This window comes from Methylocystis sp. JR02 (assembly GCF_030063565.1).
Taxonomy (GTDB): Bacteria; Pseudomonadota; Alphaproteobacteria; order Rhizobiales; family Beijerinckiaceae; genus Methylocystis; species Methylocystis iwaonis.
The window spans coordinates 1252568-1266871 of record NZ_JASIRC010000001.1 but is presented as its reverse complement, the minus strand read 5'-3'; the positions used below and the strand labels follow the sequence as shown (position 1 = coordinate 1266871).

The 14304-nt window shown below is 64.1% G+C and carries 15 protein-coding genes; 6 read left to right on the top strand and 9 right to left on the bottom strand.

The window, feature by feature from the left end; translation table 11 throughout:
* Window positions 1–16: 16 nt before the first annotated feature.
* Window positions 17–808, bottom strand: a complete 792-nt coding sequence (gene trpC / locus QNA11_RS06105) for an indole-3-glycerol phosphate synthase TrpC (RefSeq protein ID WP_283482325.1) — start codon at window positions 806–808, stop codon at window positions 17–19.
* Between the two features lie 431 nt (window positions 809–1239).
* Between trpC and QNA11_RS06100 the strand changes: the two genes are divergently transcribed.
* Both QNA11_RS06100 and pssA read left to right on the top strand, forming a co-directional pair.
* Window positions 1240–1938, top strand: coding sequence for a phosphatidylserine decarboxylase (locus QNA11_RS06100; RefSeq protein ID WP_283482324.1), 699 nt, complete (start codon window positions 1240–1242; stop codon window positions 1936–1938).
* Window positions 1939–1949: 11 nt separating this feature from the next.
* The gene (gene pssA / locus QNA11_RS06095; protein WP_283482323.1) at window positions 1950–2768 is read left to right on the top strand and encodes a CDP-diacylglycerol--serine O-phosphatidyltransferase; all 819 of its coding nucleotides are present in this window, start codon (window positions 1950–1952) and stop codon (window positions 2766–2768) included.
* Between the two features lie 647 nt (window positions 2769–3415).
* Here pssA and QNA11_RS06090 read toward each other — a convergent pair.
* Window positions 3416–4519, bottom strand: a complete 1104-nt coding sequence (locus QNA11_RS06090; RefSeq protein ID WP_283482322.1) for a site-2 protease family protein — start codon at window positions 4517–4519, stop codon at window positions 3416–3418.
* Window positions 4520–4681: 162 nt separating this feature from the next.
* Window positions 4682–5194 carry a transcriptional regulator LdtR gene (ldtR, locus tag QNA11_RS06085; RefSeq protein ID WP_202074246.1) on the bottom strand — a complete coding sequence of 171 codons (513 nt, stop codon included), beginning with the start codon at window positions 5192–5194 and terminating at the stop codon, window positions 4682–4684.
* A gap of 344 nt (window positions 5195–5538) precedes the next feature.
* Here ldtR and QNA11_RS06080 point away from each other — a divergent pair, with 344 nt between their 5' ends.
* A complete protein-coding gene (locus QNA11_RS06080) occupies window positions 5539–6564 on the top strand; it encodes a bifunctional nicotinamide-nucleotide adenylyltransferase/Nudix hydroxylase (RefSeq protein WP_283482321.1) in 1026 nt (341 codons plus the stop codon).
* Window positions 6565–6847: 283 nt separating this feature from the next.
* On the opposite strand, the gene QNA11_RS06075 is transcribed toward QNA11_RS06080, so the two are convergent.
* The 3 genes from QNA11_RS06075 to QNA11_RS06065 are packed head-to-tail and all read right to left on the bottom strand — an operon-like array spanning window position 6848 to window position 10856.
* Window positions 6848–7372 carry a DUF6163 family protein gene (locus tag QNA11_RS06075; RefSeq protein WP_283482320.1) on the bottom strand — a complete coding sequence of 175 codons (525 nt, stop codon included), beginning with the start codon at window positions 7370–7372 and terminating at the stop codon, window positions 6848–6850.
* A gap of 56 nt (window positions 7373–7428) precedes the next feature.
* Window positions 7429–8961: an anthranilate synthase component I gene (gene trpE / locus QNA11_RS06070; protein WP_283482319.1), complete on the bottom strand. Its 1533-nt coding sequence runs from the start codon at window positions 8959–8961 to the stop codon at window positions 7429–7431.
* Entirely contained in the window at window positions 8958–10856 is a 1899-nt protein-coding gene (locus QNA11_RS06065) for a SurA N-terminal domain-containing protein (RefSeq protein ID WP_283482318.1), read from the bottom strand. Before QNA11_RS06065 ends, trpE begins: the two co-directional genes overlap by 4 nt.
* A gap of 237 nt (window positions 10857–11093) precedes the next feature.
* Here QNA11_RS06065 and QNA11_RS06060 point away from each other — a divergent pair, with 237 nt between their 5' ends.
* The 3 genes from QNA11_RS06060 (at window position 11094) to QNA11_RS06050 (ending at window position 12357) form a co-directional block, all read left to right on the top strand.
* On the top strand, window positions 11094–11426 hold the full coding sequence (locus tag QNA11_RS06060) for a YMGG-like glycine zipper-containing protein (RefSeq protein WP_246744995.1): 333 nt from the start codon (window positions 11094–11096) through the stop codon (window positions 11424–11426).
* A gap of 23 nt (window positions 11427–11449) precedes the next feature.
* Entirely contained in the window at window positions 11450–11578 is a 129-nt protein-coding gene (locus QNA11_RS06055) for a hypothetical protein (RefSeq protein WP_255537342.1), read from the top strand.
* 335 nt (window positions 11579–11913) lie between these two features.
* Window positions 11914–12357 (top strand): hypothetical protein, encoded by a 444-nt coding sequence (locus QNA11_RS06050; RefSeq protein ID WP_246729853.1) that lies wholly within the window; start codon window positions 11914–11916, stop codon window positions 12355–12357.
* 13 nt (window positions 12358–12370) lie between these two features.
* On the opposite strand, the gene arsB is transcribed toward QNA11_RS06050, so the two are convergent.
* Genes arsB through QNA11_RS06035 form a run of 3 tightly spaced genes read right to left on the bottom strand, consistent with a single transcriptional unit; the run spans window position 12371 to window position 14288 of the window.
* Complete coding sequence (arsB, locus tag QNA11_RS06045) at window positions 12371–13426, bottom strand: ACR3 family arsenite efflux transporter (RefSeq protein ID WP_283482317.1); 1056 nt, start codon at window positions 13424–13426, stop codon at window positions 12371–12373.
* Window positions 13423–13953 carry an arsenate reductase ArsC gene (locus QNA11_RS06040; RefSeq protein WP_283482316.1) on the bottom strand — a complete coding sequence of 177 codons (531 nt, stop codon included), beginning with the start codon at window positions 13951–13953 and terminating at the stop codon, window positions 13423–13425. The genes arsB and QNA11_RS06040 overlap by 4 nt, the downstream gene beginning before the upstream one ends.
* Entirely contained in the window at window positions 13950–14288 is a 339-nt protein-coding gene (locus QNA11_RS06035) for an ArsR/SmtB family transcription factor (RefSeq protein ID WP_283482315.1), read from the bottom strand. The genes QNA11_RS06040 and QNA11_RS06035 overlap by 4 nt, the downstream gene beginning before the upstream one ends.
* Window positions 14289–14304 lie beyond the last annotated feature (16 nt).

Below are 14304 nucleotides of genomic sequence, written 5' to 3'. Positions count from 1 at the left end.
TCCGAGAAGGGTTGGCTTAGCCGTTCAGCAACTTCCGCGCCGCCGCCTCCACATTGTCCTGCCGCATCAGGCTTTCGCCGACGAGGAAGGTAAAGATGCGCGACGTTTCGAGACGCAGGCAGTCGTCGTGCGTCTCGATGCCGCTCTCGGCGACGATGATCTTGTCGTGTGGGATTTTCTCGGCGAGGCGCTCGCTGGTTTCGAGCGACACCGAGAAATCATGGAGATTGCGGTTGTTGATGCCGATCAACCGGGTCTCCAGCGCGAGCGCGCGATCGAGCTCGCGCTCATCGTGCACCTCGACCAGAACATCCATGCGCAGATCATGGGCGGCGGTGTTGAGGGCCTTCGCCTCTTCGTCGCTCACGGCCGCCATGATGATGAGGATGCAGTCCGCGCCATAGGCGCGGGCCTCGAACACCTGATAGGGATCGTAAAGGAAATCCTTGCGGATCGCCGGCAGATGCGCCGCCTTGCGCGCGGCCTCGAGATCCTCGAGCTTGCCCTGGAACGACGGCCCGTCGGTGAGCACGGACATGCAAGCGGCGCCGGCCTTTTCATAGGCCCTGGCGAGTTTCGGCGGATCGAAGTCGGCGCGGATGAGGCCCTTCGAAGGGGACGCCTTCTTTATTTCGGCGATGAGGGCGATGCGGCGTTCGTTCAGCTTTGTCTCGATCGCATGCACGAAGCCGCGCGGCGGATCATGGTCGCGCACATTGCGCTCCAGCGTCGCGAGCGGCATGCGCACCTTGGCCTCGGAGATTTCGGTGCGCTTATAGGCTTCAATGCGGTCGAGAATATCAGTCATGTCTTTTGCCCAAAGCGGGAGGCGCCGCGCCCCGCCGTTGATTCAATAACTGAATAGCGGATTGGAACGCGCAAGCCTATCCCACAAGAGGTCGCGTGGGTGGGCCGAGGGCGAATTATGGTCAACGGGTTTCGGATCGGACAGTCACGTGATCGCTGGGCGTCAGCGAATCCCTCCCCTTTACGGGGAGGGTGGCGCGCGAAGCGCGACGGGTGGGGTAAAGCCCCATCACTGTCGTTGCGGCGTGAGCCCCACCCGACGGCCTTTGGCCGCCGACCTCCCCGTAAAGGGGAGGTATTTGGGGGCTAACTACACGCGTCGCTATTATACCGATCCCGCGAAACCGGACGCCGCCCGTGACTTTGGCGGCGCAACATGCCAAAGAGGCCCCGTCGCGTCTCTGCTCAGGAATCGCGCTGCGGGAGCCCTAAATGTCCGTCATCGACTCCGTTCGCAAGGTCCTCGTTCCCATCCATCCAGAGGGCTATGTCTTCATCGCGGGCTTTGCCGTCGCGGCTTTCGTGCTCGACTGGATTTCCCCGACGCTCGGCTGGATCGGCTTCATCGCCACCGCCTGGTGCGTCTATTTCTTTCGCGATCCGCCGCGGGTCACGCCGCTGCGCGAGGGGATTGTCGTGTCGCCGGCCGACGGCGTCGTCTGCTCCATCGGCTTCTTTCTGCCGCCGCCGGAGCTTGGCATGGGCGCCGAGCCTTTGCAGCGCATCTCGGTGTTCATGAGCGTCTTCGATTGCCATGTGAACCGCATGCCGGTCACGGGCCGCATCGCCAAGATCGCCTACAAGCCCGGCATCTTCGTCAACGCCGATCTCGACAAGGCGAGCGAGGATAATGAGCGTAACGGCCTGATCATCGAGACGCCGCGCGGCCGCTTCGGCGTCGTGCAGATCGCCGGCCTCGTCGCGCGCCGCATCGTCTGCTTCGTCAAGGAAGGCGAAAATCTCGGCGTCGGCGACCGTTTCGGCCTTATTCGTTTTGGCTCGCGCGTCGATGTCTATATGCCGTCATCGGCCCGCGCCATGGTGGCGGTCGGCACGCGGACCGTCGCCGGCGAGACCGTGCTCGCCGACATGACGGCGCAGGCGCCGGCGCTGACCTTCAAGACCGGCTGAGGCAGGAAAATATGAGCGACGATCCTCAGAACCTCGAGCTTTCGCCACTCGAGCTGCGCCGCCTGCGCTTTCGCAGGATCCCGATCCGGGTGGTGCTGCCCAATCTCGTGACGCTGCTCGCGCTCTGCATGGGCCTCACCGCGATCCGCTATGCGATCGAGGAGGACTTCGTGAAGGCCGTGACGGCCGTCATGGCGGCGGCGGTGCTCGACGGTCTCGACGGCCGACTGGCGCGCGCGCTCAAGGGCACGTCGCGCTTCGGCGCAGAGCTCGATTCGCTCGCGGATTTCGTGGATTTCGGCGTCGCGCCGGGGCTGCTGCTCTATCTGTGGAGCCTGCACGAGATCAAAGGGCTCGGCTGGTTTGCGGTTCTCGCTTTCGCCATCGCCGGGGCGCTGCGACTCGCGCGCTTCAATGTGATGATCGACGACCCGGCCAAGCCGGCTTGGCACGCGGAGTTCTTCGTCGGCATGCCGGCTCCCGCCGGCGCGGTCACCGTGCTGCTGCCGCTCTATCTGCATTTCTCGGCGTTGGAGCTCCCGGCGTCCAAGGCGCTCGTTCCCTTCTACATCCTCTATGTGCTGGCCATCGCCTTCCTGATGGCGAGCCGCATTCCGCATTTCTCCGGCAAGCGCATGGGCCGAATTCCCCGCGACCTCGTCATTCCGGTGCTCTTCGGCGTGGGCGTGACGGCGCTGCTCCTGGCGATCTATCCGATGGAGCTGCTCGCCGTGGTCAGCGTCGCGTTTCTGGCCGCCATCCCGTTCAGCGTGAAGCGCTTCAATGCGCTGGCGAAAGCGGAGGCGGAGAAGGCGGAGGGGCAGGGGTAAAACAGGGCCGGAATTGCAGTTCAACAAACCCTACTGAAGCCGCGTCATGCCCGCGCTTGTCGCGGGCATCCACGCCGGGACAATTACGACATGCGGGGAGAAGAAGCGGCGTGGTTCCGCTCATGGGTTCTGAGCTTTTCGGCGTCGGCCCGGCGTGGATGGCCGCGACAAGCGCGGCCATGACGGGGAGCGCTGAGGGGTAAAAGCTGAACATTGCTTTTTTTGATAAAGTGGGTTGACGCCCCTCGTGCTTCGAGACGCCTGCTGCGCAGGCTCCTCAGCATGAGGGGCTTCTGCTTCTGCGCCAAACACTTAGGCATCATCCTGAGGAGCGTGCGAAGCTCGCGTCTCGAAGGAGGAGGCCGCCTCGGAGGCTTTATACTATTTCCGGTTGAATAGCTCGCGTGGGGACTTGTCATTCCCGACGGGCCAAAGGTCCGATCGGGAATCCAGAGCCACAAGAGCGCTGGTTTTACTCGGAGCCCGTCATTGCGAGCGAAGCGAAGCAATCTAGGGCAGCGATGCGGCCCTGGATTGCTTCGTCGGCTCCGCCTCCTCGCAATGACGGAGGTGATTCCTGTGTGTCCAAACGGCGCGAGCGTCGGGGATGGCGCCGAACCAATCGAGCGGATCTCGTATGACTGCTTTTACTGAGGCTGCAACCCGCGCCGTCCGAAGCGCCAATCCGGCCGCGCGTCTCGGATCATCATAATTTCGGCGATCGATTGGCGGGTGAGGAGGCCGACGAGCCTCCCCTCACGGTCGATGACGCCCACCGGGTCGCCGGCGTTGAGCTTGGGAATGGCGGCGTCGACCATTTGGTCCGATCCGATGGTCTCCACTTCCTTCCGGGCGAAAGGCGCGACCGGCGCGCCGGGATCGGAGGCCCGAAGGGCTTCGACGATCTCCCCGCGCGACAGCAGGCCGACAAGCCGCCCGGCCTGATCCACCATCGGAAAATCATCCTGTGAGGTGGCGAGGAGCACTTCGATCGCTTCGCCCACCGTCGTCCCGCGCCCGATGGCGGCGATCCGCGTCTCCATGGCGTCGACGGCCGGCAATCCGCGCGCCGCCTCCGTGAGGGACATCATCTGCGCCTCCCCCGCCGCCGCCATATAGACGAAAATGGCGATGAAGATCAGCATGGGATGGCCGAAAAGCCCGGCAAAGCCCAGGAAAAAGGCGAAGCCCTGGCCGATCTGAGCGGCGATGCGGGTCGCCTGTCCCTGGCCGAGCCACATGGCGAGCGCCGCGCGCAGCACCCGCCCGCCGTCCATGGGAAAGGCCGGGATCAGATTGAAAATCGCGAGAAAGATATTGGTCGCCGCCAACCGTTCCAGAACGCCGATATTCGGGTCGCTGATATGGGCCGCCTGGCCGAGATTGAAGGCCCCGGAGATCGCAAAGAGTATTGCGGCGATGACGACATTGACGAAGGGGCCGGCGATCGCGACCAGAAGCTCCTGATACGGCCGCTTCGGCATGGATTCCATATCCGCCACGCCGCCGATGGGCAGCAGCGTCACTTCATGCGAGACAACGCCGAACTTCCGGGCGGTGAGAATATGCCCGAATTCGTGCAGCACCACGCAAAGAAAGATGGCGGAGATGAACAGCACGCTTTCGCCGGCCGCATGCGCGCCGCCGCGCTGATAAGCGGCGATCCCGATCCACGCCAGGAAAAGCAGCAGGGTAACGTGAACGCGCACAGCCGTTCCCTTGAACGTGCCGAGCGTAATCGACCAGCGCATATCAACGCCCCCGAAGCGTAAACGATCCGCTGAAACATAGGGCGCGCCGGGGCTTTTCGCCAGAGCAGGCCAGAGCTTTGCCCCCCAGGAAGCCAAAAGCGCCGGCGAAGCCCTGAGCGGGCCGCGCCGGCGAAGTCGACGATGGAAGGATGAGCAGAAAAATCAGAGGCGATAGCGAATCTGGTCGGTCCAGAAGCGCTCCAGCCGGGTCAGCGACTGGTTGAGGTTGCGGAACTCGTCGACCGAGACGCCGCCAATGTGTTCGATGGTCGTGGCGTGCTTGTCGTAGAGCTGCGCAACGATGTCGTGAACTTCCTTGCCCTTGGGCGTGAGGCTGATGCGCACCGAACGGCGGTCGAGGCGCGAGCGCGCGTGATGCAGATAGCCCATCTCGACGAGCTTCTTGACGTTGTAGGAGACGTTGGAGCCGAGATAATAGCCGCGCGTGCGCAGCTCGCTGGCGGTCAGCTCCTTGTCGCCGATATTGTAGAGCAGCAGGGCCTGAACGGAGTTGACGTCGCCGCGGTCGCGGCGGTCGAATTCGTCCTTGATCACGTCGAGAAGGCGACGGTGAAGACGTTCGACGAGCGTGAGCGCCTCGAGATATACCGGGCGGACCTCGCCGATGCGTTCCGCGCGGGTCGGCTGGGGTGCTGACTTCGTTGCGACGTTCATCTTCTCCTCCATCGTTCGATAGCATGTTGATCTTTGATGCACTCAAATTAGACCGATACGAATGAACTTGAGTTTAAATAACAGACTGAATCCCTTGTTTACCGACTAAAGGCGGCTTTCGGTGAACAGGGGCTAAATTCTAACAGTCGATTTAAGCTGAATCTGTCTTAAACATTTCGTGGATTGTATAAAGTTTTATGGAGAATCTTAACGTAGAGCGGCCGGTATTCGACGAAAACCCCTCGCGTGCTTGATAGAGACGGTCGGCGAGATTAACTTTCCCATATTGGCGGCGCGCCATGCGGCCGGGAGGACCGACCGCTCTCATGCCATGAGGGAGCCTCATGATGCGCTACGATCTTGCGGTCTTCATCGGCCGTTTCGAGCCATGTCACCTCGGACATCTTACGATTTTGCAGCGCGCGCTCGCGCTCTCCAGCCGCGTCGTCGCGCTTGTCGGCTCGGCGGAAGCGCCGCGCACGGCAAAGAACCCCTGGAGCTTCACGGAGCGCGTCGTCATGATCGAGGCGGCGCTGGGCGCCGACGCCGCCCGTGTGACGGCTTTGCCTTTGCGTGACCATCTCTACAATGAAAACGCTTGGCTTGCGGAAGCGCAGGCGCAAGTGGCGCGCGTCGCTGGCGACGCCAAATCCATCGCGCTTTTCGGCTCCAGCAAAGACGCCTCGAGCTATTATCTGAAAGCGTTCCCGCAGTGGGAGCTGGTCGAGGCCTCGTCTGTCCCGCTGCTGTCCGCGACCGAGCTGCGGCGTCAGCTCTTCTCGCAAGAGCCCGGCGCGCTGCGCCTGATCGAAGCCAATGTGCCGGGGGCGGTTTTCGAGATTATCGACGCCTTTCGCAAGACGGACGCCTATCGGCAAACGCTCGATGAATTTCGCCATGTGGAGAGCTATCGCGCCGCCTGGGCAGATGCGCCTTATCCGCCTGTCTTCGTGACCGTGGATTCGGTCGTCGCCCATTCCGGCCATGTGCTGCTCATCAAGCGCAAGGCGCAGCCGGGGCGGGGACTATGGGCCTTGCCGGGCGGCTTTGTAAATCAGGACGAAACGCTGCGCGACGCCGCTATTCGCGAGCTGCGCGAAGAGACGCGCTTGAAAATTCCAGCGCCCGTGCTGCGCGGCAGCCTGCGCGGGCAGAGGGTTTTCGATCATCCCGACCGCTCGCTGCGCGGTCGGACGATCACGCACGCCTTCTACTTCGATTTTCCTTTCGGGGAGCTGCCGAGCGTGCGCGGCGCAGACGACGCGGCGCGGGCGCGCTGGGTTCCCGTCTCGGAGCTTCAGCACATGCGCGCATGCCTGTTCGAGGATCATTTTTTCATCCTCGAACATTTTCTCGGAGCAGTTTGGTAGGGCGTCCCCTTCGACTCCGGTCGTCAATGCGAGGAGCGAAGCGACGAAGCAATCCAGCACGCGTGTTGCGGCTCTGGATTGCTTCGCCTTCGGCTCGCAATGACGTTTATTTTGCGCGGTCCGGAGCGCGATTTACCGGAGCCTTGCCGATCATCACGTGAATGAGCGCGTCCCGCCGTACTGGTGGTTCATTGCCTAAGGCGTCGTTTTCGTTGGCGGTTCGGCCTTGGCGGCTAACGGGCGCCGCAGCCCCGCGCCAGAAACAGGCTGCGCGGAAAGCGCCTCAGCTTTCTTGCGCAGGTTTTTCCCCGGCGGCGGCGCGCGCTTGCGCGTTGCGCCGGCGCCGCTCGCGCAGGCGCTGCGCCTCGACGTCACGGCCAGCCTCGAAGGTCAGCGCGAAATACATCAGAATGAGGATGGCGTTGACGCCGATCAGCCAATAACCGCCGATGAAAAAGCCCGGCGTGCTCAGCGTCATGAAGATCTGCGCGCTGGCGATGAGAAGCCAGAGCACGCCGCCCCAAGGCGTCGCGAGCCACAGACCGACGCCCGCAACGAGATCGAGCACCGCAAAGAAGACGATCGAGAGGGCGGCGTTCAGCGGCATGGCGTCGAAGATCGACTGCTGCGCCGTCAGCACGATGCGCCAATGCATCAGCCCCTGCAGCAGCCAGAAGAGCGCCACGATGCGCATGAAGCGCGACAGTAGCATGCCCCATTTCGCCGCTTCGCCCGCAGGGCCGGGATCGCCGACGCGGATCGGCCGGTAAGGATCGTCGCCGTCGTCGTAAATGGTGGGGTCGGCCATCAACGGTCCTTAACGGCTGAGTGGGCCTTTAGAAAGAGGCCCGCTCGCTTGTCTTTCTATTGGCCGCGGCGCGCACGGGAAGCGAAGCGCACGGCCTCCTCCGCGGCGCGGAACAGCGCCTTCGCCTTGTTCACGCATTCGCGGTTTTCATATTCCGGCTCGCTGTCGTAGACGACGCCCGCGCCGGCCTGCACATGCATCTTGCCGTCCTTGACGATCGCCGTGCGCAGCACGATGCAGGTGTCCATCTGCCCGCCCGAGCCGAAATAGCCGATGCAGCCGCCGTAGATGCCGCGCTTGTCGGTCTCCAGCTCGTCGATGATCTCCATCGCGCGCACCTTGGGCGCGCCGGAGACCGTGCCGGCCGGAAAGCCAGCCGCCAGCGCGTCGATGCAATCGAAGCGCGCGTCATCCAGCTCGCCTTCGACATTCGAGACGATATGCATCACGTGGCTGTAGCGCTCGATCGTGAAACTGTCGGTCACGCGCACAGTGCCGGTCTTGGCGACGCGGCCGACGTCATTGCGGCCGAGATCGAGCAGCATGAGATGCTCGGCGCGCTCTTTCTCGTCGGCGAGAAGCTCCGCGGCAAGGCGCTCGTCCTCGACCTTGGTCTCGGCCCGCCAGCGCGTGCCGGCGATGGGACGGATCGTCACCTTGCCGTCCGCGACGCGCACCAGAATCTCGGGGCTCGAGCAGACGATCTGAAAATCGCCGAAGTCGAGGAAGCACAGGAACGGCGCCGGATTGACGCGGCGCAAGGCGCGATAGAGCGCGAAGGCGGGCAGGGCAAAAGGCGCCGTGAAGCGCTGCGACAGCACGACCTGAAAGATGTCGCCGGCGCGGATATATTCCTTGGCGCGCTCCACCATTTCGAGAAAGCGCGACTTGGGCGTATTGGAGATGGACTCCTGCGCCAAAAGCTGCGGATCGCAGCCGGCGTCGCGATGATCGAGCGGCGCCTCCAGCGTCGCGACGACCTTGTCGAGACGCGCCAGCGCCGCTTCATAGGCCGCCTTCGCCGTGACGCCTGCGCGCGGGCGCACGGGCGTGACGATGGAGATTTCATCCTTCACCGTATCGAAGACGACCATCACCGTCGGGCGCAGCAGCAGCGCGTCGGGGACGCCGATCTTGTCTTCCTTGGCGGGCGCCAGACGCTCCATCTGACGCACCATGTCATAGCCGAGATAGCCGAAGACGCCAGCCGCCATGGGCGGAAGCTGCATCGCCGCGGGAATCGCGGATTCGGCGATGAGCTGGCGCAGCGCCACGAGCGGGGGCGCGTCGCAGGGAACGAAAGCGTTCTTATCGCCGAGCGCGTTGCGGTTGATCTCGGCCTTGTCGCCCACAGCCCGGAAGATCACATCCGGGTCGATGCCGATCATCGAATAGCGGCCCCGCGCCGCGCCGCCTTCCACCGATTCCAGCAGAAAGGCCGCGCCGTCGCGCGCACCCGACAGCTTCAGATAGGCGGAGACGGGCGTCTCCAGATCGCCGACAAGGCGCGTGACGACGAGCCTCGGTCGGCCCGCGTCGTAATCGGCGGCGAAGGCCTCGACGTCCGGCTCGAATGTAGCGCCGGTCATTCTTTTTCGGCGCCCGTCGCCATCTGCAGGGCTTTTTCGTTGATCTCGACGTTGAGCGCCTTTTCGAGGCCGCCGACATATTGCTCGAGCAGGTCGTTCTGCAGCGCGGGCTTGAGCTGCTCGGCGATCGTCTTCGATTCGATCGAGTTCGGATCGAAGGGCGGCGTCTGCGCGTCCTTGACGACGAAGATCAGCCGGCCGCCGTCGACGGAGACCGAGCCGGCGCCACCCGGCGCGACCTCGAAGAACTGCACGATCGTATTGGTGTTGAAGTCCGGGCGCTGGGCGCGCTTCACATCGGTCGCGCGCTGTACGTCGAGGTTCAGCTCCTTGGCGACGGCGTCGATCGGCTGGCCGCCCTTGATCTTGGCGACGACGTCCTCGGCCTTGGCGGTGAGCGCCTTCTGGGCGCTCTCGGCGCGCATGGCTTCGGCGACGGCGCTCTTCACTTCGTCGAAGGTCTTCTGGCGGGCGGGCTCGATTGCATTGATCTCGAACCAGACATAGCCGCCGTCACGCGTCCCGACCGTTTCGTTGTCGACGCCGACGTCGGAGGCGAAGGCGGCCTTGAGCAGATCGGCGCCCGCCGGGGCGTCGACCGATTTGCCGTCCTTGCCATTGCCGGCGTCGTCCACGGCGTCGATCGTGCGGGTCTTCAGGCCGACGGCGGCGGCGGCTTCGGCGAGCGTTTTGCCGGAGGCGCGCTGATCCTCCACCGCCTCGTGCAGACGGCGCACTTCCGGCGCGGCCTTCTGCTGGGCGACCTCGGCCTTGAGCTGGTCCGCAACCTGTTCATAGGTCTTGGTGACGACGGCCGGCGAAATCTTCTTCACGACCGAGACGACCGTGCCGAAAGCGGTGGTCACAGGTTCGGCTACGCCAGGCTGGGGCAGGGCGAAGACGGCCGCGCCCACCTTGGAGTCGCCAAAGTCGCGCTGCTCGACGAAGCCGAGGTCCACGTCCTTGGGATTACGCTTGAGTTCGACCGCGAGGGCGTCGACGTCCATGCCGCCTTTGAGCTTGGCGAGCGCCTCCTCGGCTTCCTTCTCGGTTTTGAAGACGAGCTGACGGACCTCGCGCTTCTCCGGCGCGCCGAAGCGCTTGGTTTTCACGTCGTCATAGAGCTTGCGGGCGTCCGCATCGGCAATATCGGCGGGTTTGGCGACGGTCGCCGGGCTCACTTCCAGCGTCGTGACCTTGCGATATTCCTTGGCGCGGAAGCTCTGCTCGCGATCGTCGAAATATTTCTTCAGCTCTTCGTCGCTGGGCGCCTTCGCCTCGCCGGCGACGGAGACCGGCAGGATGACATAATCGACCGAGCGCGCCTCGTTGCGGAAGCGATGGATCGCCTCGATCATCAGCCGCGGCGGCTCGACGCCGTTGATGACGAGGTCGGTGAGCGTCTTGCGCAGATAGGCGCCCTTCTGGTCGGCGACGAAGCTGCGCTCCGTATAGCCATTGTCGCGGGCGATCGCCTTGAATTTCTCGGCGTCGAATTTGCCGTTGGTCTGGAAGGCTTTCTCATTGGCGATCAGGCGCTGGACGGTGTCGTCGCTGGCGGCGAGGCCAAGGTTGCGGGCCTTCTGGTCGAGTGCGACGTCGGTGACGAGGCGTTCGAGGACCTGGAGGTCCATGCCCGCCTTATGCGCCTCCTCGGCGGTGACGGCGCGGCGCATGCGCTGCTGGATGCGGCGCAGATCGTTCTGGAAGGCGGTGCGGAACTGGTCCACCGTGACCTCGCCCGAGCCCACCTTGGCGAGGCGCTGGGAGGTCATGCCGCGAAAGACGTCGCCGACGCCCCAGATCGCGAAACTGATGACGATAACGCCCATCACAACCGCCATGATGGCGCGGCCGATCCAGTTCTGCGAAGCGACGCGCAGGCCCTCGAGCATATTCCGGTTCCCCGTTCGTGTTTTCGGGAGCTTTCTGCTCCCATTTTGGCGCGGACTATAGGGAGGGGCGCGGGCCGTGGCAATGACAAGCGCGAACGACACGCGCCCCGGCGCTCATACATGCAGCGTTAAGGTTCCGCACAGGACAATTGGAGATGGCTCCCGTGAGCCGCAGTCGCCCGAGGTTCTCCGGGCGGCCCTTTCGCCCGACCTTTTGGAACCGACCTGGAACTCAAAATGAAAAAGACATTCGCCCTCGTCGCCGTCGTTGCTGTCGCTGCGCCGCTTGCGGGCTGCTACACGCCCGAGAGCCGGGCGGTGGGCGGCGGCGCCATCGGGGCGCTGGCCGGCGCCGGAATCGGCGGGTTGGCCGGCGGCGGCCGTGGCGCGCTTGCCGGCTCCCTGATCGGCGGCGCGACTGGCGCCGCCGCCGGGGCCTTGACCGCGCCGCCGCCGCCCCCGCCGCCGCCCGAATACTATTATGACGCCCCGCCGCCAGCTTATGGCGGCTACCGCCGTTCGAGAGGCTACTATTATCAGTCGCCCGACTGCGGGCCCTACGGCTGCTGATGGAATCGAGGACGGAGGGCGGAGTGGCTCCCAAATTCTACTGCAACACGCCGTCGGCGCGGCTGCGCGTCGTTCTGCGCAATGCGCTTGGCGTGATCCTGATCGCAGGGGTCGTGAGAGCGGCTTTGGCGATCGGCGCGGCGCTCCAATAGCGCGCTTTCCGCTCGCAGCAGACGCCGTTCCCCTGCGACGGCGTCTGCGCCCCATCCTTGCGCGCCTTTTGGCGCCGCGTCGCCCAAGTCTCGCCCGATAAAGAGCGCGATTCGCGCGCTTCAAGGCCCTCACGCAAATTTTTTCTCTGAAACTTCGTTCAAAAACAGCGGCCTACTTGCCGGCAGGCAAGCGCTCGCGTAACGGTTGAGACGCTGAAGCTGACGGGGCCGAATTCGCCCGGGCAACGGCTCCGGGGCGAGCGCTTGGCCCACGGAGCTCGACGAAAAATGTGCGGCGATTAACGCAACGCCCAAGCGCCTCAAAAGGAACAGCTATGCTGCGATCTTTCGGTCTTGCAGGAATGATGACGCTCGTACTCTTTTCTGTCCCCGCAAAGGCTTTCGATGTGGTGGATCACGATTATGGCGGACGCGTGGAGCCCTATGTGGCGCGCGTTCAGGAAGCGCAGGCGCGCGGGGAGCCGGTGCGCATCGGGGCGGTCGAATGCGATTCGTCCTGCACGCTTTATCTTGCCGCCAAGCGTTCCTGCGTGTCGCCGGGCGCTGTCTTCGGTTTCCATGCGCCATGGGTGGGCGGGCCGACCAGCGGCGTCGTCGATCCGCAGATGACGGCGGTTTTCGCCTCCGCCTATAAGCCGCCGCTGCGGCGCATCTTCCTCAATCACGTGCGCAATTCGCGCGGCGCGGTGCCGGGTCCGCTGCTGAAGATCAGCGGCGCGCAACTCGCCAGCCTCGGCTATCGTCTCTGCGCCGAATAAGCGGCAGCGAGGGCTAATCGGCCGGCGCGACCTGGGTCTCGCGTATCGCGCCGCGCTCGTACCAGCCCTTGCTGCGGTTTACGATGGAGCAGACGCTGAGCATCACCGGCACTTCGATCAGCACGCCGACGACAGTCGCAAGCGCGGCGCCGGAGTCGAAACCAAAGAGGCTGATCGCCGCCGCGACGGCGAGCTCGAAGAAATTGCTGGCCCCGATGAGCGCCGAGGGGCCGGCGACGCAATGCGCTTCTCCGAAAAGACGATTGAGCGCATAGGCGAGCGCGGAATTGAAATAGACCTGGATCAGGATCGGAACCGCGAGCAAGCCGATGATCGCCGGCTGACGGATGATCTGTTCGCCCTGAAAGCCGAACAGCAGGATCAGCGTCGCCAGCAGCGCGACGAGCGACAGCGGGCCGATCTTGGCGAGCGCCTGGGAAAGGCGCGTGTCGCCGCCAGAGGCGATGAGGCGGTTGCGTGCGATCTGCGCGGCGATCACCGGGACGACGATGTATAGAACCACCGACAGGAACAGCGTGTCCCACGGCACGGTGATCGACGAGAGCCCGAGCAGGAGCCCGACGATCGGCGCGAAGGCGACGATCATGATGGCGTCGTTGAGGGCAACCTGACTCAGCGTGAAATGCGGCTCGCCCTTGGTGAGGCTCGACCAGACGAAGACCATGGCGGTGCAGGGCGCCGCCGCGAGCAGGATGAGCCCGGCGATATAGGAGTCGATCTGCTCGGCGGGCAGGTAGGGCCGGAAGAGATGGCCGATGAAGAACCAGCCGAGCAGCGCCATGGAGAAAGGCTTCACCGCCCAATTGACGAACAGCGTTACGCCAATGCCGCGCCAATGGCGCCCCACTTCTTTCAGCGCAGCAAAGTCGATCTTCATCAGCATCGGCACGATCATCAGCCAGATCAGCGCCGCAACAGGCAGATTGACCTTGGCGATTTCGAAGGCGCCGAGCGCGTGGAAAAAGCCCGGCAGGAAATGGCCCAGCCCGACGCCCGCGACGATGCAGAGGGCGACCCAAAGCGTCAGATAGCGTTCGAAGATCGTCACGGCGTTTGCTCCGCTTCCCGATGAGTTGCGCCCTCGGTCTCGCCGATTTCGCGCAGGCGCGCGCCGACCGCCAGGCGATCGAGACGATGCAGCGGGATCGCGCAGAATTGCTCGATGCGGTTCTTGAGGTAGCGAAAGGCGAGCGCGAAAGCGCGCTGCTTTTCTATGTCCGAGCCGTCCGCAGTTGCGGGGTCTTCGATGCCCCAATGCGCGGTCATCGGCTGGCCGGGCCAGAGCGGGCAGGCTTCGCCCGCGGCGTTGTCGCAGACGGTAAAGACGAAATCCATTCGCGGCGCGCCGGGGGCGGCGAATTCGTCCCAGTTCTTGGAGCGAAAGCCGTCATGCGGAAAGCCCATCTTTTCCAGCGTCAGCAGGGCGTAGGGGTTTACTTCGCCCTTCGGATGGCTGCCGGCGGAAAATGCCTTGAATCGGCCGGCGCCGAGCTGACGCAGTATGCTCTCGGCCATGATCGAGCGGGCGCTGTTGCCCGTGCACAGGAACAATACGTTGTAGATCTTCTCTGTCATTGTCCGGAGTCACATTTCGAGAGGGAGAGTATTTGAGCCGGCGCGCATCCGGCTCCGCCGCAGCAGTCCTCGACGAGGAAGCGAAGGAGCGCGTTCAGTTGCGAAAGATCGGCGCGGTAGACGACGCTGCGTCCGTTACGGGCGCTGGTGACCAGCTTTGCGTGGGAGAGGACGTTGAGATGGGCCGAGAGCGTATTTTGCGGCACGCCGAGGAGGCGGGCGAGCTCGCCGGCCGGGAGGCCCTTGGGCTCGGCGCGGATAAGGGCCCGAAAAGCCTCGAGCCGCGTCTGCTGCGAGAGCGCGGCAAGGCAGGCGAGGGCGGTTTCTATTTCCATGATTCTGGATATATCG